16 protein-coding genes are annotated in these 23292 nt (G+C 63.6%); 7 read left to right on the top strand and 9 right to left on the bottom strand.

Features of this window, described 5'->3' with window-relative positions; genetic code table 11:
- Nucleotide 1 precedes the first annotated feature (1 nt).
- A complete protein-coding gene (locus tag RQ479_RS15555) occupies nucleotides 2-967 on the bottom strand; it encodes a sugar-binding transcriptional regulator (RefSeq protein ID WP_376705744.1) in 966 nt (321 codons plus the stop codon).
- A 147-nt stretch (nucleotides 968-1114) separates the two neighbouring features.
- Between RQ479_RS15555 and RQ479_RS15550 the strand changes: the two genes are divergently transcribed.
- From RQ479_RS15550 to RQ479_RS15520, 7 genes are all read left to right on the top strand, one after another.
- Nucleotides 1115-1360: a type II toxin-antitoxin system ParD family antitoxin gene (locus tag RQ479_RS15550; protein ID WP_352660697.1), complete on the top strand. Its 246-nt coding sequence runs from the start codon at nucleotides 1115-1117 to the stop codon at nucleotides 1358-1360.
- Nucleotides 1361-1362: 2 nt separating this feature from the next.
- On the top strand, nucleotides 1363-1677 hold the full coding sequence (locus RQ479_RS15545) for a type II toxin-antitoxin system RelE/ParE family toxin (RefSeq protein WP_376705743.1): 315 nt from the start codon (nucleotides 1363-1365) through the stop codon (nucleotides 1675-1677).
- A 179-nt stretch (nucleotides 1678-1856) separates the two neighbouring features.
- Nucleotides 1857-3497, top strand: coding sequence for an acyl-CoA synthetase (locus RQ479_RS15540; protein ID WP_376705742.1), 1641 nt, complete (start codon nucleotides 1857-1859; stop codon nucleotides 3495-3497).
- Nucleotides 3498-3717: 220 nt separating this feature from the next.
- Nucleotides 3718-4326, top strand: coding sequence for a TetR family transcriptional regulator (locus RQ479_RS15535; RefSeq protein ID WP_352466058.1), 609 nt, complete (start codon nucleotides 3718-3720; stop codon nucleotides 4324-4326).
- A gap of 62 nt (nucleotides 4327-4388) precedes the next feature.
- Nucleotides 4389-5540 carry an efflux RND transporter periplasmic adaptor subunit gene (locus tag RQ479_RS15530; RefSeq protein WP_352466059.1) on the top strand — a complete coding sequence of 384 codons (1152 nt, stop codon included), beginning with the start codon at nucleotides 4389-4391 and terminating at the stop codon, nucleotides 5538-5540.
- Between the two features lie 208 nt (nucleotides 5541-5748).
- Nucleotides 5749-8883 (top strand): efflux RND transporter permease subunit, encoded by a 3135-nt coding sequence (locus tag RQ479_RS15525; RefSeq protein ID WP_376705741.1) that lies wholly within the window; start codon nucleotides 5749-5751, stop codon nucleotides 8881-8883.
- 70 nt (nucleotides 8884-8953) lie between these two features.
- Nucleotides 8954-10447, top strand: a complete 1494-nt coding sequence (locus tag RQ479_RS15520) for an aldehyde dehydrogenase family protein (protein WP_376705740.1) — start codon at nucleotides 8954-8956, stop codon at nucleotides 10445-10447.
- A 212-nt stretch (nucleotides 10448-10659) separates the two neighbouring features.
- Here the strand turns inward: RQ479_RS15520 and RQ479_RS15515 are convergent, their stop codons facing one another.
- The 8 genes from RQ479_RS15515 to RQ479_RS15480 form a co-directional block, all read right to left on the bottom strand.
- Nucleotides 10660-12369 carry an APC family permease gene (locus RQ479_RS15515; protein WP_376705739.1) on the bottom strand — a complete coding sequence of 570 codons (1710 nt, stop codon included), beginning with the start codon at nucleotides 12367-12369 and terminating at the stop codon, nucleotides 10660-10662.
- Between the two features lie 246 nt (nucleotides 12370-12615).
- Nucleotides 12616-14985, bottom strand: a complete 2370-nt coding sequence (locus tag RQ479_RS15510; protein ID WP_376705738.1) for a DUF1989 domain-containing protein — start codon at nucleotides 14983-14985, stop codon at nucleotides 12616-12618.
- Between the two features lie 223 nt (nucleotides 14986-15208).
- On the bottom strand, nucleotides 15209-15838 hold the full coding sequence (locus RQ479_RS15505) for a sarcosine oxidase subunit gamma (protein ID WP_376705737.1): 630 nt from the start codon (nucleotides 15836-15838) through the stop codon (nucleotides 15209-15211).
- Nucleotides 15831-18812, bottom strand: coding sequence for a sarcosine oxidase subunit alpha (locus RQ479_RS15500; protein ID WP_376705736.1), 2982 nt, complete (start codon nucleotides 18810-18812; stop codon nucleotides 15831-15833). Before RQ479_RS15500 ends, RQ479_RS15505 begins: the two co-directional genes overlap by 8 nt.
- A gap of 226 nt (nucleotides 18813-19038) precedes the next feature.
- Entirely contained in the window at nucleotides 19039-19314 is a 276-nt protein-coding gene (locus tag RQ479_RS15495; protein ID WP_376705735.1) for a sarcosine oxidase subunit delta, read from the bottom strand.
- Between the two features lie 17 nt (nucleotides 19315-19331).
- A complete protein-coding gene (locus tag RQ479_RS15490) occupies nucleotides 19332-20585 on the bottom strand; it encodes a sarcosine oxidase subunit beta family protein (RefSeq protein WP_376705734.1) in 1254 nt (417 codons plus the stop codon).
- Between the two features lie 36 nt (nucleotides 20586-20621).
- Entirely contained in the window at nucleotides 20622-21929 is a 1308-nt protein-coding gene (gene glnT, locus RQ479_RS15485) for a type III glutamate--ammonia ligase (RefSeq protein WP_352476570.1), read from the bottom strand.
- A 34-nt stretch (nucleotides 21930-21963) separates the two neighbouring features.
- Nucleotides 21964-23292 (bottom strand): FMN-binding glutamate synthase family protein, encoded by a 1329-nt coding sequence (locus RQ479_RS15480; protein WP_023673984.1) that lies wholly within the window; start codon nucleotides 23290-23292, stop codon nucleotides 21964-21966.

Genomic DNA, 23292 nt, shown 5'->3' with positions numbered 1-23292 from the left:
ATCAGGCGACCTTTTCTGCTGCCGCTCCGGCATTGTCGAGCAGCCGTCGCGCCATGCGCGCGCCGACGACGAGATGGGTGCAGAGCCCGCCGGCGATGGCCGCGACGAGCGGTTCGAACTTGCTCTCTTCCTGCACCACCACAAGGCGCTTTTCGATCTGGCGCAGCGATGACAGCTCTGCCGAAATCAGCCGGCGGTTGTAGCTGCAGTCGAGCGCCTGGCCTTGGGCGTCGATGATCTGCCCGGCAATGACGCCGGCCGCACCCGATTTACGCAATACAGCCATTTCGCTTGGCGTCAGCGCGCCGCATTTGACCAGATGGCTGTCGGTGTCCACCGAGCCTACTGAATACAGCGCTAGGTCGCACTCGCCGATGCCCGACAACTGCTCGCGGATCACCGGCTCGGCGCGCAGGCCGCGTGCCAGTTCTTCCGTCGTCAGCACCAGCGGCGCGTAAAAATTCAGCCCCTTGGCATTGAGCCGGCGTGCGATTTCCATCGTACATTGGTCCGGCCGGTACGAATAGGGGGCGCCCAGATTGCCGCAGAGCTGCACCACGGTGACGTCCTGCAGATCGGCATAGGACATGATGTCGGCGATGGTGTAGATCGTCCGTCCCCAGGCGACGCCGATGCGGTCGCCCTTCCTGATCAGCTCGAGAAAGACGCTTGCCGCCAGCACCGCAATGTCGGTCGAGGGGTCGGCGATATAGCCGTTTTCCGGCGCGATCCAGACCGCGTCGAGTTTCAGCGCGTCTTCCAGCTTGCGTGCCAGCACGTCGTCGGTGAAAAGCTGGGTCGAGGTCGAGATGTTGACGATGCCGGTCTCGCGCGCCTTGCGCAGATACATCGCCACCGAGGCACGGGAAATCTTGAGCTGGCTGGCCACCTGGTCCTGGCGCAGGCCGTGTGCGTAGTACAGCCAGGCGGCCTTGTGGATAAGCTGTTCTGCCGGTCGGATCGCCATGCCATCTCCTCGCTGACATTATTCACGGCTCTCGACAAAAGTCAAATTGAGTGAGGAGGCATGATATGGCATGGGAGCATTGCCGATGTCAGTAATTGCACATTTATTGTTATTGCGGTACCATTTGATCAGACAGGAGATCCGAGAATGAACGTATCGTTGGGAGAGCGATGGGAAACCTTCGTGTCCAATATTGTCAAACGCGGCCGCTACGGCTCTGCCAGCGAAGTCGTGCGTGAGGGCCTACGCCTGGTCGAAGAACGCGAGGAAAAGCTGAAGGCGCTGCGTGCCATGGTGGACAAGTCGTTTGCCGAAGGCGGCGAGGCCACTGAGCAGGATATTGACGCGGCCTTGGAAGCCAAGGCCAAGCAACTCGCGAAGGAAGGCTTTTAGGGGTGCCACGGCTGCGCATGCTGCCGTCAGCACAGACAGATTTGGTCAATATCTTTGAATACATCTCCGGCCAAAGCGGCAGCCTGTTGATCGGCCGGCGCTTTGTGGATGCGTTGCGCCAGAAATGCCGCGATCTGGCGAGCTTGCCTGCGACGATCGGTCGTGCTCGTCCCGAACTCCGGCCGGACGTCCGAAGTTTCGCTTTCAGGGGGTATGTTATTTTCTTCCGTTACAATAGCGATTTCTTCGAGGTGGCGAACATTGTGGAAGGACATCGGGACATCGATGCTTTGTGGCCAGAGGGTGAAGGCGAGTAGGGGCGCCCAGGTGGATAGGCGAAGCCGCATACCGTTGAGGTGGCTTCGATGAGATATTCACCAACGGAGGGCACTTGCATCGCGAAAAGACGGTCGCAACAGACCGGCGATGCACAAATCCTACACCGTGTTCAAAGCCTGGTGGTAAGAAGGCCTAATAACACATTGCGGAGGACGGGATGGGCAATCCTTACGAACAGGACCTCGACAGGAACCCGGCCAACCACCAGCCGCTGACGCCGCTGACCTATTTCGAGCGGGCGGCAAAAACCTTTCCCGACCAGACCGCCATTATCCATGGCCGCCAGCGCACGACCTATCGCGATTTCTGGAAGCGCTCGCTGAGGCTTGCCTCGGCGCTGGCGAAGCGCGGTATCGGCAAGGGCGACACCGTCACCGTCATGCTGTCCAACACACCGCCGATGCTGGAAGCGCATTTCGGCGTGCCGATGACCAGGGCGGTGCTGCATTCGCTCAACACCCGCCTCGATGCCGCCGTCATTGCCTTCCAGCTCGATCACGCCGAAAGCAAGGTGCTGATCGTCGACCGCGAATTCGCCGGCGTGGTTCGGCAAGCGCTGACGCTGGCCAAGGTCAGGCCGCTGCTGATCGATTACGACGATCCAGACTATGCCGCCGATGCGCCCTATCCCAAGGGGGAGCGGATCGGGACGCTGGACTATGAGGCGTTTGTCGCCGATGGCGACGAGGATTTCGCCTGGTCGATGCCGGACGATGAATGGGATGCCATTTCGCTCAACTACACCTCCGGCACGACAGGCAATCCGAAGGGCGTCGTCTGTCACCATCGGGGCGCGGCACTGATGGCCTATGCCAACACCATCCATGCCGGGATGGGCAAGCACCCGGTTTATCTGTGGACGTTGCCGATGTTCCACTGCAACGGCTGGTGCTTTCCCTGGACGCTTGCCGTGCAGGCCGGCACGCATGTCTGCCTGCGCTGGGTGCGGCCGAAGCCGATCTACGACGCCATTGCCGATCACGGCGTCACCCATCTCTGCGGTGCACCGATCGTCATGTCGGTGCTGATCAACGCCAGGGACGAGGACAAGCGGCAGTTCCCGCAGACCGTCAGCTTCAACACCGCCGCGGCGCCGCCGCCCGAGGCGGTGCTGTCGGGCATGGCCGATGCGGGCTTTGCCGTCACCCATCTCTACGGCCTGACCGAAACCTATGGCCCGGCCGTCGTCAACGAATGGCACGGCGAGTGGGACCGGCTGGAGAAAGGGGCGAGGGCGGCGAAGAAGGCCAGGCAAGGCGTGCGCTACGCCGCGCTCGAAGGCTTGACGGTGATGGACCCGCAGACGATGCAAGAGACGCCGGCCGACGGCGAGACCATCGGCGAGGTGATGTTCCGCGGCAACATCGTCATGAAGGGCTATCTGAAAAACCGCAAGGCGAGCGACGAGGCCTTTGCCGGCGGCTGGTTCCATTCGGGCGACCTCGGCGTCATGCATCCGGACGGCTACATCCAGCTTAAGGACCGTTCCAAGGACATCATCATCTCCGGCGGCGAAAACATCTCCTCGATCGAGGTCGAGGAGGCACTGTACAAGCATCCCGCCATCGGTTCCTGCGGCGTTGTCGCCAGATCCGACGACAAATGGGGCGAGGTGCCGGTCGCCTATGTCGAACTGAAGCCGGGCAAGGCGGCGACCGAGGCGGAGATAATCGAGCACTGCCGCGCGCTGCTCGCCCGCTTCAAGGTGCCGAAAGCTGTGATCTTCGCGGAAATCCCGAAGACTTCGACGGGCAAGATCCAGAAGTTCCGGCTGCGGGAGATGACGAAGCAGCCTTAACGCCTGATCTGAAAACATCAATTCAAAATCCTTTGCGTCGAAAAGACGGGGCGGCGTTGCAGGCGCGCCCGGCGGGAACCACATGCGTTTCATGGTCCAACTCCGTCCAGAGATGTCACCATCTGTCATCAGCGGCCAAAATCGGCCCTTGACAGGTGATGGTTTTCAAATTACGAGTGACGAAATTGTAAATTCGTCAGTCGTAAATTTGGCCAACGAGATGCTTGAAACCCTAGACACCACCGCCGATTCCGCCCGCCAGGAAAATGTCACGCGCATCCTGGATTGCGCGGAGCGATTGTTCCGCCACTACGGCTACGGCAAGACCAACGTCGCCGACATAGCGCGCGAACTCGGCATGTCGACCGCCAACATTTACCGCTTCTTCGCCTCCAAGGTGGAAATCCACCAGGCGGTTTGCGGCCGTATGCTTGAGACCTGCTACCGGTTGACCTACGAAGCCTGCCATAGTCCCGGCACCGCTAGCGAAAAGCTCCGCCGCTACGTGCATACGCACTATCAGTGGACGCTCGAGACCATGATCGACCAGGAGAAGGTGCATGAGATGGTCATCGTCGCCATCGAGCGCGACTGGCATGTCATCGAAAAGCACATCGACAGCATCCACGAACTGGTTGCGGAAGTGATCCGCGAGGGCATCGCCACCGGCGAGTTCGTCGATCAGGATCCGGTGATCGCGTCCCGGTGTTTCGGTGCTGCTATTATCAGCCTCTGTCATCCGCAGATGATGGCCCAGTGCCTCGCCAAGAAGAACCGGGCGACACCGGACGAGCTTACCGAGTTTGCCATCAGAGCCTTGAAGAAATGACCGTTGCCGCCCGTCGGGCGGTGATGTCGGCAATTCATCCCCACAGTTCGGGAGTACGAAAAGTGTCTTTGTCCAAGTCCATCACCTACAGGCGACCGGCCGCCGGCCTGGCACTGATTATCGTTGCCGCGCTCGGCCTCGCCGGCTGCTCGCAGGAGAAAGCCGAGGTCACCGAGATCATCCGCCCGGTCAAGGTGGTCGAGATCGCTAAGGCGAGCGATACCCGTCAGCTTTCCTATTCCGGATCGGTGCGTGCCCGCACCGAGATGAATCTCGGTTTTCGCATCAACGGCAAGATCACCGAGCGCCTTGTCGACATCGGTGACCGCGTCAAGCCGGGCGACGTTCTCGCCCGCATCGATCCCACCGACTACGAGCTTTCGGTGAGAAGCGCTCAGGCCAGCCTCGATGCTGCCGACCGTCAGGTCGAGACAGTCGAGCTTACGCGCAAGCGCGCCGAACAGCTCTACGCCAAGAATTTCGCGCCGAAGTCGCAGCTCGAGCAGGCGACGCTCGCCTATAATCAGGCGGTCGCCACGCGAGACTCCGCCCGCTCGCAGCTTGCCCAGGCACAGAACCAGGTCCGCTATACCGATCTCAAGGCGGACAAGAATGGGATCGTCACTGCCGTTGCCGCCGATGTCGGCCAGGTCGTCGGCTCCGGCACGCCGGTGGTGACCGTTGCCATCGACGGCGAGAAGGAAGTGCTGATCGCTGTTCCGGAAACCGATATCGCCGAATTCAAGCCGGGCAAGACCGTCAAGGCCGGCTTCTGGTCCGATGAGGCGCTGACGCTCGACGGCAAGGTCCGCGAAGTCGCCGGCAGCGCCGATCCGCAGTCGCGCACCTTTGCCGTTCGCGTCAGCCTGCCCAACGATCCTCGCGTGCTGCTAGGCATGACCGCCTCCATCGAAGCCGCGGCGGACAACCGGCAGCAGCTGGTGTCGATCCCGCTGGCCGCGTTGGCGCAAAAGGACAGCCAATCGATCGTCTGGACGGTGGACCGCAATGGCGGGACCGTCCATGCGCATCCGGTCAAGGTTGCCGCCTTCACCCCCGACGGCGTCAGTGTCGCCGATGGGCTAAAGCCGGGCGACGTCGTCGTCGCCGCCGGGACGCAGTTCATGACCGAGAATCTGAAAGTCAAGCTGACCGGTGATGCAGCGCAACAGTCGGCGTCGGCCGATGACGACGCTGCAAGGCGCTTGCGCTGACGGCCAGGCAATTCACGGTTTCCGGGCGGCAAGCGCCCCCGATTTTCGAGATCTCAGGTCGATGTAACCCCCACGTCGGTCCTCGCGTCCCACCGCGATGTAGATCTCTCAACTCGGTAAGGCCTCGCCGTCCGGAAGCCCACATCGGAAGTTCCGTAGGCATGCCAAGCGCGTGCTCTGTTGATCAAATTGAAATGGACTGACGCCGATGACCATCGACACCAATGAAAAGCGGTCTTTCAATCTTTCGCGCTGGGCAATCGGCCACCCTAGCATTGCCCGCTTCCTGTTCGGGCTGATCATCGTCGCCGGTGCGCTCGGCCTGATGCGCATGGGCCAGAAGGAAGACCCCGATTTCACCTTCCGCGTCATGGTCGTCCAGGCGATCTGGCCAGGCTCCTCGATCAAGGAGATGGAGGACCAGGTCGTCAACAAGATCGAGCGCAAGCTGCAGGAAACGCCGCATCTCGATTTCGTCCGCTCCTACACCCGCGCCGGCAGCGCCATCATCACATTGCAGGTCAAGGGCGACACCAATCCCGCGCAGGTCGCGGATGCGTTCTATCAGGTGCGCAAGAAGGTTGGCGATATCGCCAATGAACTGCCGCAGGGCTTGCTCGGGCCCTACTTCAACGACGAATTCGGCGACACATTCATCACCCTGCATTCGATCAGCGGCGACGGCTACAGCTATCCCGAGCTGAAGAAATTCGCCATCCAGGCACGCGACATGCTGCTGACGACGCCCGGCGTCGAGAAAGCCGTGATCATCGGCGACCAGCCGGAAAAGCTCTATATCGACGTTTCATCCAAGGTGCTTGCCGAACGCGGCCTGACGTTGACCGACCTGCAGAATGCGATCAGGGGCCAAAACAATGTCGACCCGGCGGGCTCGGTCGACACCGGCCAGCGTTCCGTGCGCATCTCGGTCGAAGGCGACGTCACCAGGGCGGCCGACATCCGCGAGCTTCGCCTGCGCGCCGGCAACCAGGTGACGCGCCTCGGCGACATCGCCACGGTGATCTCCGGCCTCGAGGATCCCTATCAGCGCAAATACCGTTTCAACGGTCACGACAGCGTCCAGCTTGGCGTCGTCATGGCAAAGGGCTTCAACGTCACCGACGTCGGCAAGGACGTCGAAGCGACCTACAAGCGCTTCGAGGAGGCGCTGCCCTATGGCGTCTCGGTCAACCAGATTTCCGATCAGCCGGGCGTCGTCAAGGATGCGGTGGCCGAGTTCATGGAAGCGCTCGGTGAAGCGCTGCTGATCGTGCTTGTCGTCTCGTTCCTGTCGATCGGCTGGCGTTCGGGCCTGGTGATCGCCATCGTCATTCCGCTGGTCCTGGCAGCCACCTTCGCCATCATGTACGAACTCGGCATCGACCTGCAGCGCATCTCGCTCGGCGCGCTGATCATCGCGCTTGGGCTCTTGGTCGACGACGCGATGATCGTCGTCGAAATGATGGAGCGAAAGCTCGAGGAAGGCTTGGTCAAGGTCGAGGCGGCGAGCTTCGCCTATTCCTCGACCGCTTTCCCGATGCTGACCGGCACGCTGATCACCACGGCCGGCTTCATCCCCGTCGGTTTCGCAGCCTCGACGGCCGGCGAATATGTGCGCACCTTGTTCTACGTCGTCGGCATCGCGCTGGTCGTGTCCTGGTTCGCTGCGGTCTATTTCACGCCATGGCTCGGCCACATGATCCTGAAGCAGCGCAAGCACGCCGGCAGCCATCACGATGTCTTCGACACGGGTTTTTACCGCCGTCTTCGCTCGACCGTGTCATGGGCGGTGCGCCATCGCATCATCGTCCTGGTGATGACGCTGATGACCTTTGCCACCAGCCTGTGGGCGTTCCAGTTCATCCCGCAGAATTTCTTCCCGCAATCGTCGCGTCCGGAAATCCTCGTCGATCTCTGGCTGCCGGAAGGCACCAGCATCAAGGAAGTCGAGACGCAGGCCAAGGCGCTCGAAGCCAGGATGATGGACGACAAGGACAAGCGCTTCATCGCCACCTATATCGGCGAAGGCGCGCCGCGCTTCTTCCTGCCGCTCGACCAGCAGCTTCGCAACCCGAACTTCGCCCAGCTTCTGGTCATGGCCAATGACGAACCGGCCCGCGAGCGGCTGATCGTCAAGCTGCGCACCATCCTGGCCGAGGATTTCCCATCGATCCGCGCCAAGGTCGATCGCCTGTTCCTCGGTCCGCCGACCGGCTGGCCGGTACAGATGCGCGTCATGGGTCCGGATCGCCAGGAGGTGCGCCGCATCGCCGATGAGGTGAAGGCAAAGTTCCAGGCAAATCCGCTGCTCGGCGCCATCCACGACGACTGGCTGGAGCCGGTGCCGGCGATGAAGCTGGTGATTGACCAGGATCGTGCCCGTGCGCTCGGCGTCACCTCGCAGCGCATCCGCCAGATGCTGCAGGCGACCATGTCGGGAGCGCCGCTCGATGACTTCCGCGACGGCGAGGAGACGGTTTCGATCGTCGCCCGTGAACCGGAGGCAAACCGTCACCTGCTGTCGGCGGTCGATTCCGTCTATATCCCGACCGATTTCGGCGGCTCCGTGCCGCTGTCGCAGGTCGCCAAGGTGGTTCCGGTGCTGGAGCAAGGCGTTGAATGGCGGCGCGACCGCTTGCCGACCATCAGCGTACGCGCCACGCTGCCGGACGGCGTGCAGCCGAACGATGTCGCCATGAAAATGTACAGCGACATGCAGGGCCTGCGCGCCAGCCTCGCACCCGGCTACAAGATCGAGATCCAGGGTGGCGCCGAGGATGCGGCCGAAAGCCAGGCCTCGATTGCAGCGAAAGCGCCGATCATGCTGGCCGTCATCGTCGTGTTGCTGATGATCCAGCTGCAGCATTTCGGCAAAGCCATGCTGGTGCTGGCGACCGGTCCGCTTGGCATCATCGGCGCGGCGGCGGCACTCTTGATCAGCGGCGCCCCGTTCGGCTTCGTCGCCATCCTCGGTGTCATCGCCCTGCTCGGCATCATCATGCGCAACTCGATCATCCTGGTCGATCAGATCGATCAGGACATCGCCGCCGGCGTGGAGCGCTCCGAGGCCATCATCGGCTCGGCGGTCCGCCGGTTCCGGCCGATCGTGCTGACGGCGTTGACCGCGGTGCTGGCGCTGATCCCGATCTCGCGCGGCGTCTTCTGGGGGCCGCTCGCCTACGCCATGATGGGCGGCATTCTCGTCGCCACGGTGCTGACCATCCTTGTCCTGCCGGCAGCCTACGCGCTGTTCTTCGGCAAGGAGCCCAAGAAGGTGGTGGAGCAGGCGGCCGAGACGGAAGAAAAGAACGAAAGGCCGCAATTGGCCCTGGCGGCCGAATAGAGCTGTTGGCAAATGTGACCTCCGGCGGTTTAATCCGCCCACCAGGCGTAGGCGCCGGAGGAGGACCGTCATGACCATGGCTCAGACAAAGGCACCGCTGCGGCTGCCGATCGACGGGCGCCATCGCCGGATGTTCATCGGCGGTGACTGGGTCGATGCCCGCTCCGGCCGGACCATGGAGAGCCGCAACCCCGCCACCGGCGCGGTCATCGCCACAGTACCGCGCGGCGACCGCCAGGACGTCGACTTGGCGGTGACTGCTGCGCGCAACGCGTTCGAGGGCCCGTGGAGCCGGTTCAAGCCGTATGAGCGACAGGTGCTGCTGCTGAGGATTGCCGATCTCTTCGAAAAGAACTGGGAAGAGATCAGCCGCTCCGACACCACCGACATGGGTATGCCGATCGTGCGCACCCGAGCCAACCGCAACCGCGTCATCGGCATGCTGCGCTATTATGCCGGCATGGCGACGGCGCTGCACGGCGAGACCATCGAGAACTCGCTGCCCGGCGAAATCGTCTCCTTCACCCGCAAGGAGCCGGTCGGTGTCGTCGGCGCCATCATCCCGTGGAACGCACCGACGGCAGCGTCGATCTGGAAGATCGGCCCGGCGCTGGCGACTGGCTGTACTATCGTGCTGAAACCATCGGAAGAGGCGCCGCTGACGCCGCTTTTGATCGCCAACATCATGAACGAAGCCGGCGTCCCGCAAGGCGTCGTCAACATCATCACCGGCACCGGCACCGAGGCGGGCGCGGCACTCGCCGAGCACATGGGTGTCGACAAGATCGTCTTCACCGGCTCGACGGCGACCGGCCAGTCGATCGTGCGGGCCTCGGCCGGCAACCTCAAGCGCGTCTCCTTGGAACTCGGCGGCAAATCGCCGGTCATCGTCTGCGCCGATGCCGATCTCGACAAAGCGGTGCCGGTGGCCGCGATGTCGGTGTTCGCCAATTCCGGCCAGATCTGCATTGCCGGTTCGCGCCTGTTTGTCGAACGCGCCATCCATGACGAGTTCGTCGAGCGGCTCGCGGCATATGCCAAGGGTCTCAGGGTAGGCGACGGCATCGACCCGGCGACCGAGATCGGTCCGCTCGTCTCCGAAAAGCAGTTGCAACGGGTCACCGGTTACCTCGAAGCCGGCACTGCGGAAGGGGCGAAACTCGTCACCGGAGGCACCCGGCTTGTGGAAGGCGCGCTTGCCGCCGGCAATTTCGTTGCTCCGACTGTCTTTGCCGGCGTCTCGGACGATATGAAGATCGCCCGCGAGGAGATCTTCGGGCCGGTGATTTCAGCCTTGCCGTTCGACACGTTGGACGAGGCGGTCGAGCGGGCCAACAACACGCCTTATGGCCTGGCTGCAGGGGTCTTCACCCAAAATCTCGCCACCGCCCACCGGCTGTCGCGAAAGATCCGCGCCGGCTCGGTCTGGGTCAACACCTATCACGCGATCGATCCGGCCGTGCCCTTCGGCGGCTACAAAATGAGCGGCTACGGCCGCGAGGGCGGCGCCGAACACCTCGACGAATACCTCAACACCAAGGGCGTGTTCATCAAGATCGATTGAGCCTGCGCCAAACAGGGTCAGAAACGAAAAAACCCGCCTTGGAGGGGCGGGCCTTTTGGAGCCAATTGGCATCATACCCAATTTAGTAGCATAGCTGCCGGCACAAAGCAAGAACAAAATAGGGCTATGCCTCAAATAATCGACGTGCCAGGCGTCTCGATGTTCCGGCAGGGGATCGGGCGCATTGCGCACCCGATCCCTCAAGGCAAGCCTCAGATGACGAACAGCCAGTTGGCAAGCAGCATCACTGCGACGCCGGCGACCAGCGTCAGATAGGGCAGCATCCCCGCCTTTCGCACCGTAAGGTCGGACGAGCTCATGCCGAGATCGGCCAGCATATGGTCGGGGAACTTGCCCTTGTCCTGGATGTAATGCCGGAAGCAGAACACCGGGATGATCAAGGCTGCAGTGATCAGCCCGGCCCACAATGCCATCGGGTTCCACACCTTGGCGCCGGCGCCCATGAAGACCGCGTTGATATAGGCAAAGATAGCGCCGAGGCCGAGCAGCCAACTCGGTGCCCTCCATGGCCGCGCGATGTGGCCATTGTCGATGCGATGGATCCAGCCGGCATTGAGGTTGAGGAAGTTGAAGATAATGTAGCCGCAATTCGACACGGCGAGGATGAAGAAGAAGCTCGTCGCGTCGGCCGAAGCGATGGCCAGCACGATCAGGTTGAAGACCAGGTCGGTCCACATCGCCCTCGTCGGAGCGCCATGCTCGTTGACATGGCTGAGGTAGCGCGGCAGCCAGCCGTCGACCGAACCCTGATAGAGCGTGCGCGAGGAGCCGGCCATCGCCGTCATGATGCAGAGCACCAGCGCCAGTATCATCAGCATCACCAGCAGGCTGTGGATCAGCTGTCCGCCGCCGACCATACCGGCCAGCGCATCGGCAACGCCGGAGCCGTCGACGATCGGCGTCGCCAGCATGCCGTTCAAGCCGAGCACGCCCTGGAAGGTGAACGGCACCAGGATGAACAGCAGCATGCACAACAGGCCGGAATAGAAGATCGCCTTGAACGTGTCGGTGCCGGGGTTCTTGAACTCGGAGGTGTAGCAGACGGCGGTCTCGAAACCGTAAGTCGACCATGCCGCGATGAACATGCCGCCGAGCACCAGCGTCCAGCCGGCGATGTTCCACGCGCCGGGCTCCGGCGCATAGGCTGCCGCAAGCGGCACCAGCGGCGAGAAGTTTGTCCAGTTGATCTGGCCGGTGACGATCGGCACCACGCCGACGATCAGCATCGGGATGATAACCAGCAGGCCGATATATTTCTGCACATTGGCCGTGCCCAGGATGCCGCGATGCTGGATCGAGAAGATGATCAGCATCAGCACCGCGCCGATGAAGAAGGTGGCGTTGAAAGTGAAGGAAACCGGGCCAAGCGTGTGGCCGTAGAGCGTCCAGTTGCGGATCGCCGGCGTCGCCGCCGCGGTGACCGCGGTGATGGCGTCGGCGGCGCTGGTTCCGGCGTGGGCCGCGATATAGGCGGCGACTTCCGGCGAGGCGTCGGTGAACAGCGGCACCGGCGCCAGTGCGTTGAGCATATAGGCCGCCGCGATCGAGCAGCCGAGCGACAGCACCGGCGACCAGGCGAACCAGTTGCACCACACCGAAAGCGGCGCGATGAACTTGGAATACCGCAGCCAGGCAGTGGCGCCGTAGACCGAGGCGCCGCCGGACTTGTTCGGGAACAGCCCGGCGATTTCCGCATAGGTGAAGGACTGCAGGAAGCCCATGACCATGGATACGGTCCAGATCAGGAAGGCCAGCGTTCCGGTGGTGCCGGCGATGCCGCCGATCGAAAACAGGACAAGGGCCGGAACGCCGCTTGCGACCCAGAAGGCGCCGCGCCAATCGATGTTCCGGTGCAGCTGCCCTTCGGCAGGCGGCACCAGGGTGGTGACTATCGTGCTCATGTACGTGGATTCCCCATTTTTGATGTTCCCCATCGGCAACAGCCGCAATCTCGCGAGGCGTCATCGACGCTCACGTTGAACGGCCCAGGCGTTTTCCGCTCAGTAGTATTTTATTCTTAGCAGTGAAGATTGACCCAAGGCGCTTTCACGTCAAGCGCTTTGTGACGCTGTGCACATTGCTGTGAAGGACAGAACAAGCAGCCGCATCGCCGAAAGACCGGACTAAGCCTCCCGTGGGGCGATCGATCAGGAGCGCGGCCTTGTCTTTTGCGGGTCGTAATGGGCGAAGGCGACGACGCGCGCCGGCAGCCGCTTGCTGTGGCCGTCGAGCTTGCCGATCTCGACCTCGGTGCCGATCGCCGAATGCGCGACGTCGAGCCTGGCCAGCGCGATGGTCTTGTTCAGCACCGGCGAGCGCATGCCGGAGGTGACCACGCCGATCTGGGCGCGGCCGACATGCACGCAATCGCCGTGGCCGACGGCGACATTGGCGTCGATGTCGAGGCCGACCAGCTTCCTCTGCGGATTTTCCTTGCGCCGGATCAGCGCCTCGCGGCCGATGAAATCGTCGCTCTTAGTCTTCAGCGGCACGGTGAAGCCGATGCCGGCCTCGAACGGATCGGTCTGGTCCGAGAACTCGTAGCCGGCAAAGATCAGCCCGGCCTCGATGCGCACCATATCGAGCGCCTGCAGCCCCATCGGCTTCAGGCCGTGCGGCTGGCCGGCCTGCCAGATCGCGTCGAACACCTTTTCGGCGTCGCGCGGATGGCACCAGATCTCGTAGCCGAGCTCGCCGGTGTAACCGGTGCGCGAAACCACGACGGGAATGCCGTTGCCGCCGCCGATGCGGGCGACCGCGAAACGGAACCATTCAAGCTCGTCGATCGACGGCTGCAGCGGCGAGGTCCAGATGATCTGCCGCAGGATGTCGCGGCTTTTCGGTCCCTGCACGGCGACGTTGTGCATCTGGTCGGTCGACGAGCGCACCAGCACGGTGAGGCCGAGTTTTTGCGCCGTTTCGCGCAGCCATTCGCCGGATAGATCGTCGCCGCCGACCCAGCGGAAATTATCCTTGCCGAGCCTGAGCAGCGTGCCGTCGTCGATCATGCCGCCATGCTCGTAGCACATGGCGGAATAGACGACCTGGCCGACGCCGAGCTTCTTGATGTCGCGGGTCAGTGTGTATTGCAACAGCGCCTCGGCGTCCGGCCCGGTGACCTCGAACTTGCGCAGCGGCGACAGGTCCATGATCACGGCGTCCTGCCGGCAGGCCCAATATTCGTCGATCGGCCCTTGTCTCGCGAAGGAATTGGCCAACCAATAACCCTTGTACTCGATGAAGTTGCGGGTGTGCTTGGCAAAGCTCGAATGAAAGGCGGTCTCGCGGGTCATTTTCGGTTCCGAATCGGGCGTCATGCGTCTGGCGATTGCTCGCGAGAATTTGTGCTGGCCGGAATAGGTTCGCACATGGATGTCGGTCAGGTTCCAGCCATTGGCGGGTGTGGTATCGTCAGGGCAGGCTGACGAGACGCAGACGATGTCGGTCAAGGCGCGCAGCAGCACATAGTCGCCCGGCCGCGACCACGGCTCGTCCGATACCACGACGCCATGCGCGTCAATCGCCGTGTTGAAGAAGAAGTTGATCGCCATCCAGCCGGCGCGAGGCGTTACACCCTTATCGGCCAGCGCGCGGTTGAAATTCTCCGAGCAGTTGGGATGACCGGGATAGCCGATGTCGTCGTAATATTTGGCGGCGCAGGCGAGCGCGAATGCATCGTGGCGGCCGCAAGTGTCCTGGATAACCTCGACCAGCGGCTCCATGTCCTGGTCGTAGTATTTCGAGTGCAGGCCGGGCATCGGATAGCTCGAACCCATCAGCGTGCGCGTCGTCGTCACGTCGAGCGGGTGATCGCGTCCCTTGTCCAGCTTGCGCGCCGAAAAGCACTGGAAGTCCGTGCATTGACGCCCGTCGACATCGATGATCTGCAGATAGTCGCCCGCTTTGACGAAATAGGCCTCCGCCGTCGCCGAATGGACACGCAGATCGAGCACCGGATCGGTCAGCGGGTCGGCAAGCCTGGATTTCGCCGCCGGGCGGACGGTGGCGCGCCGGACGAGGACGCTAAGCGGCGTCGCGGTATCGTGGCCGTCGACCAGCATCGGCCCGCCGGGCGCCGCAATCAGCATCGAACCGTCGCGGGCGACGGTAAAAGCCTGTTCGGTACCGGCGGGGGTGGCGCCGCCGAAGACGCGAACCGCCTTTGCCTGGTCGAGCCGCACCTGCCGTCGCTCGAGCCCCCGGCGCAAGGAAGCGAGGCTGTCGTCGCCCTCGGCCAGCAGCGCCTTGATGCCGGCGGCATTGCTGTTCGACTTCTCGCCGAAAATGCCGGGATCGGTCGCGCCGCTGCTGTCCCATGCCAGCAGCTCGCAAGCCTGCCCGCCCTCGACATTGCGCACGCTGATCGTATCGCCGGCCTCGACCTCGATCAGCACCGCGCCATTGCCCTGAACCGAGTAGCGCTCCATCCCGGCCGGCAGCGCAATCTGGCCTGGCCGCAGGATCAGGCTCGGCCGCGGCGGTCCGGCGGCGACGGCGGGGTAGGGCGACTGGCTCATCTCAACCCTGGTTTCGAGAAACAAGTTTGCCTGTGTGTGAAATTATTTTAGCGGGAAGAATAGGGCAGAAGAGCCGGAGTTGGCAAGTGAAGGTGGAGCAGCTCGGCCTTATCCTTCCGATTGTCGGCGCTGCCCCTCATTGCCCTGCCAGGCATTTCTCCCCGTCACTATACGGGGAGAAGATGCCGGCAGGCAGATGAGGGGCGGCGCCGACGCAGACAGTTTACCCCAATTCCTCGGAATGCCGGATATCGACGCCATACTCCGCGGCGGCATCGAGCATCGTGTGCCACAGACTTTCGGCGAAGGTTGCAAATACCAGAAGATTGAACACCGCCTGTCCATCTGGTCGGTCATTGCCGCGCCAGAGATTGACGCTGGTGTGATCTACCGAGGTCGCGGCGACGGTGCCGGCCGGGAACGCCGCGGGGTGCAGGTCTAGCGACGACAGTTTGGCCAGCATCGCGCGCGCCTTTTCTCCCGAGACGCTGATCAGCACGCGGGCATGCGACTGGTCGGACACCGAGGCGGATTGCGCAAACGCCTGGCTCAGCGGTTCGCACGCGTGCTTGCCGCCATTGGACAGGACGAGGAACTGATCCGGTCCCGACCAGATCAGCGTAGCGTCGGGAGCTCGGACCGCCTTGGGCGTTTCCGGGGCGGCAACGCCGAAGCGGGTTTCGGCAGCCTTCGCCAGTTCCGCCGCTTTGCCGCGCCGCGCCATCACCTGGATCAGGTCGAAATTGCGGATCTCGGTGAGCGATACGCCGGCCGCCGTGTCGCGCGCGCCATAGCCGCCGCCGACAAGCGCTTTCTCCAGCGGACTGCGGGCAATCCAGGAAAACTCAGCCACGCTGGCGCCCTCCATCCGGGTCGTAGAAGACGGGACTGCACAGCTCGACATCGTAGTCTTCGCCGCGCAGCGGATCGTGCGCGTGGACGATCTCGCCGATGCGCTCGCGGCCGCGCTCGACCAGTGCCAACCCAATCCACTGGTCGAGCATGGGCGAGAAGCAGACCGAGGTGACGTAGCCCTGGTCGTTATCGGGACCGGGTGTCTTGTCCTTCGGGATGATATGCGCGCCGGAGCGCAGGCGGCGTGTCTTGTCGACCGGCTTGATGCCGACCACGACCTGCCGGTCCGGCGCAACCAGCACCTCGCGCCTCGCCATGACGCGGCCGATGAAGTCTTTCTTGGTCGACATCATCTTGCCGAGGCCAAGGTCGGCGGCGGTCGTCGTGCCGTTCAGCTCCGGCCCGGCGACATGCCCTTTTTCGATGCGCATGACGCCGAGTGCCTCGGTGCCGTAGGGCGTCACGCCGAACGGCTTGCCGGCCAGCATCAAATTGCGCACCAGCGCGTCGCCGTAGCGGGCGGGAACCGAAATCTCGAACGCCATCTCGCCGGAGAACGAGATGCGGAACAGCCGCGCCTTGATGCCACCGCGAAGCGCGACTTCCCGCGCCCCCATGAATGGAAAACCTTCATTCGACAGATCCTCGGCCGGATCGACGATTTCGCGAAGCAGGTCCCGCGTCTTCGGCCCGGCGATCGAGAATTGCGCCCACTGATCGGAGACGGAGGTCAACTGCACGTCGAATTCGGGGAACAGCACCTGCCGGCAGAATTCGAGATGCTGCATCACCAGCCCGGCCTTGGCGGTGGTGGTGGTCAGGAAATAGTGATCCTCGGCCAGCCGCGACGTCGTGCCGTCGTCATAGACGATGCCGTCCTCGCGCAGCATCAGCCCGTAGCGGGCCTTTCCGACGGCAAGATTGGAGAAGGTGTTGATGTAGACGCGGTCGAGGAAGGCGCCGGCATCCGGGCCGTGCACGTCGATCTTGCCGAGTGTCGAGACGTCGCAGAAGCCGACGCCGGAGCGCACCGCCTTGACCTCGCGGGTGACCGAGTCCAGCCAGTCCTTTTCGCCGGCGCTCGGATACCATTGCGCGCGCTTCCACAAGCCGGTGTCGACAAACACCGCGCCCTGTTCGGCGGCCCAGTGATGCGATGGCGTCAGTCGCGTCGCATGAAAATTCTCGTCGCGATGATGGCCGGCGAAGGCGCCGATGGCGACCGGCACATAGGGCGGCCGGTAGATCGTCGTACCGGTCTCGGGAATGGACTTGCCTGACACCGCCGCCATGATGGCGAGGCCGGCGACATTCGAGGTCTTGCCCTGGTCGGTGGCCATGCCGAGCGTCGTATAGCGCTTGAGATGCTCGACCGATTCGAAGCCTTCGCGCTGCGCCAGTTCGATGTCGGACGCGGTCACGTCATGCTGGTAATCGACGAAGGCTTTCCCTTTGCCGGCGACATGCCAGAGCGGCGTCAGCGAAAACGCTTCTTCGTCGGCGACCGGCGGCGTGCCGGCATTGCCGCTGCGCCCAGTGCTCTGTGCCGCTGCGGCTCCGGCGGCAAATCCCTGGCGCAGGCATTCGCCCAGGCCGAAGGCGCCGTCGGCGGCGCCGACGGCCACCATGCCGGGAGGAGCGCCATCGGGTACGAAAGCGGCGATATCGTCCTGCCATTTCGGCCGGCCGCGATGATAGGAGGTCAGCCCGACCGCCGGATTCCAGCCGCCGGACACGGCAAGCCCGTCGGCCTCGACTTCGGCGCGCGCGCCGCTAGTGAGTGCCACCGCGATTTTCCGGACACCGTCCTTGCCGCCTTCGACCCCGCTGACCGAGCCGTTGAGCACGGCAAAGCCGGCCTTTGCGGCAAGCGCGCGATGCGCGGCGGAGACATCCGGGCGCGCATCGATGACCGCCGCGATCTGCAACCTGGCGGCAAGCGCGGTCTGGACGGTGCGCCAGCCATCCTCATTGTTGGTGAATAGCGCGATGCGCCTTGCCGGCGTTGCCGCGTAGCGCGCGACGTAGGTCCGCATAGCCGAAGCCATCATCACGCCGGGCGTGTCGTTGCCGGCAAAGACTATCGGCCGCTCGATGGCGCCGGCGGCAACGATGCAGCGCTTGGCCACGATCCGCCACAGCCGCTGGCGCACCTGGTGCTCGGGCGGCGAGGGCAGGTGGTCGTTGACCCGCTCGATGGCGCCATAGGTGCCGCCATCATAGACGCCGAACAATGTCGTGCGGTTCATAATGCGGACATCGGGCAGTGCTGCGAGTTCCCCCAGCGTGCGCGAAATCCATTCGGCGGCCGGCACGCCGTCGATCGTGCCGCCGTCGGCAAGCAGACGGCCGCCGAACGCAAAATCTTCCTCGCACAGGATGACGCGGGCGCCGCTGCGCCCCGCCGCCAATGCCGCCGCCAGTCCGGCCGGGCCGGAACCGGCGATCAGCACGTCGCAATGCGCCCACGCCTTGTCGTAACGGTCGGGATCGGCGACGCCCGCGGCGCGGCCGAGGCCTGCGGCGCGGCGGATCGCCGGCTCATAGACCGCTTCCCAGAATTTCGCCGGCCACATGAAGGTCTTGTAGTAGAAGCCGGCGACGAAGATCGGCGCAAACAGCTGGTTGACCGCCATCAGATCGTGGCGCAGCGACGGCCAGCGGTTCTGGCTCGCGGCTTCGAGCCCGTCATAAAGCTCGGCCGTGGTCGCCTTGGTGTTCGGCTCGCGCTGCGCACCTGTGCGCAATTCGACCAGTGCGTTGGGCTCTTCGGAGCCAGCGGTCAGGATGCCGCGCGGCCGATGGTATTTGAACGAGCGGCCGACCAGCTTGACGCCATTGGCGATCAGCGCCGAGGCCAGCGTGTCGCCCTGGAAGCCGGCAAAGCTCTTGCCGTCGAAGCGGAAGGCCAGCGGTGCAGAGCGGTCGATGAGACCGCCTGATACGAGACGATAGGGCTGGCTGGAGGTCACGTTTGCCGGCCCTCAAGCAGGAGCGTCGCGCTGCCCCTCATCGCCCTGCCAGGCACTTCTCCCCGTATAGTGACGGGGAGAAGGACGCCTTCACCGAGGATTTTGCTAATCTCCAGCGTAGCAGGGAGGGCGCCGAGGTTGCGGCCAGGTCCCTTCTCCCTGTCACTATACGGGGAGAAGGTGCCGGCAGGCGGATGAGGGGCAGCGCTGAGTTGGCAAAGAATACTCATTTGGCAGCCAGCCTCGCACCAACGCCCACCGCCGGCTCGACCGACGAAATCTCATGCGTCAGCGTGTTGCGGGCGACCTTCAGCCAGGCCCGGCAGCCGCCGCCATGATACCAGAATTCGCTCATCGGCCCGGCGACATTGTCGCGCAGATAGACGTAATCGAAGACCTCGTCTTCGGAGGCCTCGGCTGCCGGGCGCGCCGGCTTGGCGTCGCCGAGATAGGTGAACTCGCCGAGTTCGCGTTCGCCGCAGAAGGGACAGACAATACGCATGCTTCTTCAGCCAGCCTTCAATGCAGCTTCGGTTGGGCGCCCTGGCCCTTTTCGTCGATCACAGCGCCCAGCCGGAAGCGGTCGAGGCGGAAGCGCGCCGCCTCCTTGTGCGGTTCGTCGCGTGCCAGAAGATGGGCAAAGACGAGCCCGGAGCCGGGCGTCGCCTTGAAGCCGCCATAGCACCAGCCGGCGTTGAGATAGAGCCCGTCGACCGGCGTCTTGTCGATGATCGGCGAGCCGTCCATCGACATGTCCATGATGCCGCCCCACTGACGCAGAAGCCGTATCCGGCCGATCATCGGCATCAGCGCCATGCCGCCCTCGCAAACGTCTTCCATGACAGGCAGATTGCCGCGCTGGGCGTAGGAATTGTAGCCGTCTATATCGCCGCCGAAGACCAGGCCGCCCTTGTCGGACTGGCTGACGTAGAAATGCCCGGCGCCGAAGGTCATGACATTGGGGATCAGCGGCTTGATCGCCTCGGAGACGAAGGCCTGCAGCACATGGCTTTCGATCGGAAGCCGCATGCCGGCCATCGCCGCGACGCGCGACGAGGAGCCGGCGACGGCCATGCCGACCTTGGCGGCACCGATCCTGCCGCGCGACGTCTCGACGCCGGTCACTTTGCCGTTGGCCTCGCGGACAAAGCCGGTCACCTCGCAATTCTGGATGATGTCGACGCCGAGCGCGCTCGCCGCATGCGCGTAGCCCCAGACCACGGCATCGTGGCGTGCCGTGCCGCCGCGTCGCTGCAAAAGGGCGCCCTGCACCGGAAAGCGTGCATTGTCGAAGTTCAGGAACGGCATCATCTTCCTGACCGCCGCCAGATCAAGCAATTCGGCGTCGATGCCGTTGATGCGCATGGTGTTGCCGCGCCGCGCGTAGGCGTCGCGCTGTGCGTCGGAATGGTAGAGGTTGATGACGCCGCGCTGGCTGACCATCGTGTTGTAGTTGAGGTCCTGCTCCATCCGCTCCCACAGCTTCATCGACAGCTCGTAGAAGCCGGTATTGCCGGGCAGCCCGTAATTGGAGCGGATGATGGTGGTGTTGCGGCCGGCATTGCCGGAGCCGATCCAGCCCTTTTCCAGCACCGCGACATTCCTGATGCCGTATTCGCTCGCGAGGAACCATGCCGTCGCCAGGCCATGGCCGCCGCCGCCGATGATCACCACATCGTAATGGCTTTTCGGGCTGGCGTCGCGCCAGGTGCGCTGCCAGTTCTTGTGGCCGGAAAATGCCGCCCGGGCGAGGGAGAAGATCGAGTATTTCATGAACCTGTTTCGCGCCGGGCGTGCAACAATTCCGGATCAGATGTCGAGCGTGTGGTCGCGCTCCCACTGGGTGAAGTGGGACGCATAGGAATTCCATTCCTGCTGCTTGAGCTTTAGATACGCCGACGAGAATTCCTCACCCAGCGCCGCCTTGAGCGATTTGTCGTTGTCAAACTCGCGCAATGCGTCGAGCAGGTTGAGCGGCAGCTTCGGCGCCCCTTCGACCGTATGGCCGAACTGGTACATGTCGATGTCGTAGCGCCGGCCGGGATCGGCCTTCGAGCGGACACCGTCGAGCCCGGCGGCGATGATCACGGCCTGCAGCAGATAGGGGTTTGCCGCGCCGTCCGGCAGGCGCAGCTCGAAGCGGCCGGGGCCGGGCACGCGCACCATATGGGTGCGGTTGTTGCCGGTCCAGGTCACCGTGTTCGGCGCCCAGGTGGCGCCGGAGATGGTGCGCGGTGCGTTGATGCGCTTGTAGGAATTGACCGTCGGGTTGGTGATGGCGGCAAGCGCGGAAGCATGTTTCATGATGCCGCCGAGGAAATTCCGGCCCTTTGCCGACAGGCCGAGCTCCATCGCATTATCGGCAAAGACATTGGTCTTGCCGTCCCTGTCCCACACCGAGATATGCGCATGGCAGCCATTGCCGGTCAGGCCCTGGAAGGGTTTAGGCATGAAGGTTGCGCGCAGGCCGTGCTTTTCGGCAACCGACTTCACCATGAATTTGAAGAAGGAATGCTTGTCGGCGGTCGCCAGCGCATCGTCGAAGGCCCAGTTCATCTCGAACTGGCCGTTGGCGTCCTCGTGGTCGTTCTGGTAGGCGCCCCAGCCGAGCGCCAGCATGTGGTCGCAGATCTCGGCGATGACGTCATAGCGGCGCATTACCGCCTGCTGGTCGTAGCAGGGCTTCGACGCCGTGTCGTATTCGTCGGAAATCGTCTTGCCGTCCGGCGAGATCAGGAAGAACTCGGCCTCGACGCCGGTCTTGATGTGCATGCCGTCGCCGGCCGCCTCGGCAATCAGCCGCTTCAGCGTGTTGCGCGGCGCCTGCTCGACCGATTTGTCGTCCATGATGCAGTTGGCGGCGACCCAGGCGACCTCCGGCTTCCACGGCAACTGGATCACCGAGGCCGGATCCGGCACCGCCAGCATGTCGGGATGCGCCGGCGTCAGGTCGAGCCAGGTGGCAAAGCCGGCAAAGCCGGCACCGTCCCGCTGCATGTCGGCGATCGCCTGCGCCGGCACCAGCTTGGCACGCTGCCCACCGAACAGGTCGGTGTAGGATATCATGAAATATTTGACGCCCTTCTCCTTGGCGAAGGCGGCGAGATCGTTCCCCATTATAATTCCTCGCTTACTGCATTTTTGGTTTGTCTTAGAAGCCGTTCTTGCCCGGTATCCAATTGGTGCCGGCCAGCGGCACGCCGGCCATGGCGGCGGCTTCGATCGTCAAGGCCACAAGATCCTCGGGCTCGAGATTGTGCAGGCTGTTCTTGCCGCAGGCGCGGGCGATTGTCTGAGCCTCAAGTGTCATCACCTTAAGATAATTCGCCAGCCGTCGTCCGGCCGCAATCGGATCGACCCGTTTCATTAGCTCGGGATCCTGCGTGGTGATGCCGGCCGGGTCGCGACCCTCATGCCAGTCGTCATAGGCGCCGGCGGTGGTGCCGAGCTCGTTGTATTCCGCTTCCCAGCGCGGGTCGTTGTCGCCCAGCGCGACAAGCGCTGCCGTGCCGATCGACACCGCGTCGACGCCGAGCGCCAGCGCCTTGGCGACATCGGCGCCGTTGCGGATGCCGCCGGAGACGATCAGTTGCACCTTTCGGTGCATGCCGAGATCCTGCAGCGCCTGCACGGCCGGCCTGATGCAGGCAAGCGTCGGCTGGCCGACATTTTCGATGAACACTTCCTGGGTTGCCGCCGTGCCGCCCTGCATGCCGTCGACGACGACAACATCGGCGCCCGATTTCACCGCAAGCGCGGTATCGTAATAGGGCCGCGCGCCGCCGACCTTGACGTAGATCGGCTTTTCCCAGTCGGTGATCTCGCGCAGTTCGAGGATCTTGATCTCGAGGTCGTCCGGCCCGGTCCAATCAGGGTGGCGCGAGGCCGAGCGCTGGTCGATGCCTTTCGGCAGCGTGCGCATTTCGGCGACGCGGTCGGAGATTTTCTGGCCAAGCAGCATGCCGCCGCCGCCGGGCTTGGCGCCCTGGCCAACAACCACTTCGATCGCATCGGCGCGGCGCAGATCGCGTGGGTTCATGCCGTAGCGCGACGGCAGATACTGGTAGACCAGCGTCTTCGAATGGCCGCGCTCTTCCTCGGTCATGCCGCCGTCGCCGGTGGTCGTCGAGGTGCCGGACAGCGTTGCGCCGCGGCCGAGCGCTTCCTTGGCCGGGCCGGACAGCGAGCCGAAGCTCATGCCGGCAATGGTGATCGGGATCTTCAGTTCGATCGGTTTTTTCGCATAGCGCGAACCGAGCACGACGCTGGTGTCGCAGCGCTCACGATAGCCTTCGAGCGGGTAGCGCGAGATCGAGGCGCCGAGGAACAGAAGGTCGTCGAAATGCGGCAGCTTGCGCTTGGCGCCGGCGCCCCTGATATCATAGATGCCGGTCGCCGCGGCGCGGCGGATCTCGGAAAGCGTGTAGTCGTCGAAGGTCGCGGATTTGCGCGGCGTCGTCGGCGGGTTGCGATAGGTCAT

The organism is Mesorhizobium sp. ISC25 (genome assembly GCF_042295465.1).
Classification (GTDB): Bacteria; Pseudomonadota; Alphaproteobacteria; order Rhizobiales; family Rhizobiaceae; genus Mesorhizobium.
This window is presented reverse-complemented; position numbering and strand designations above follow the sequence as displayed.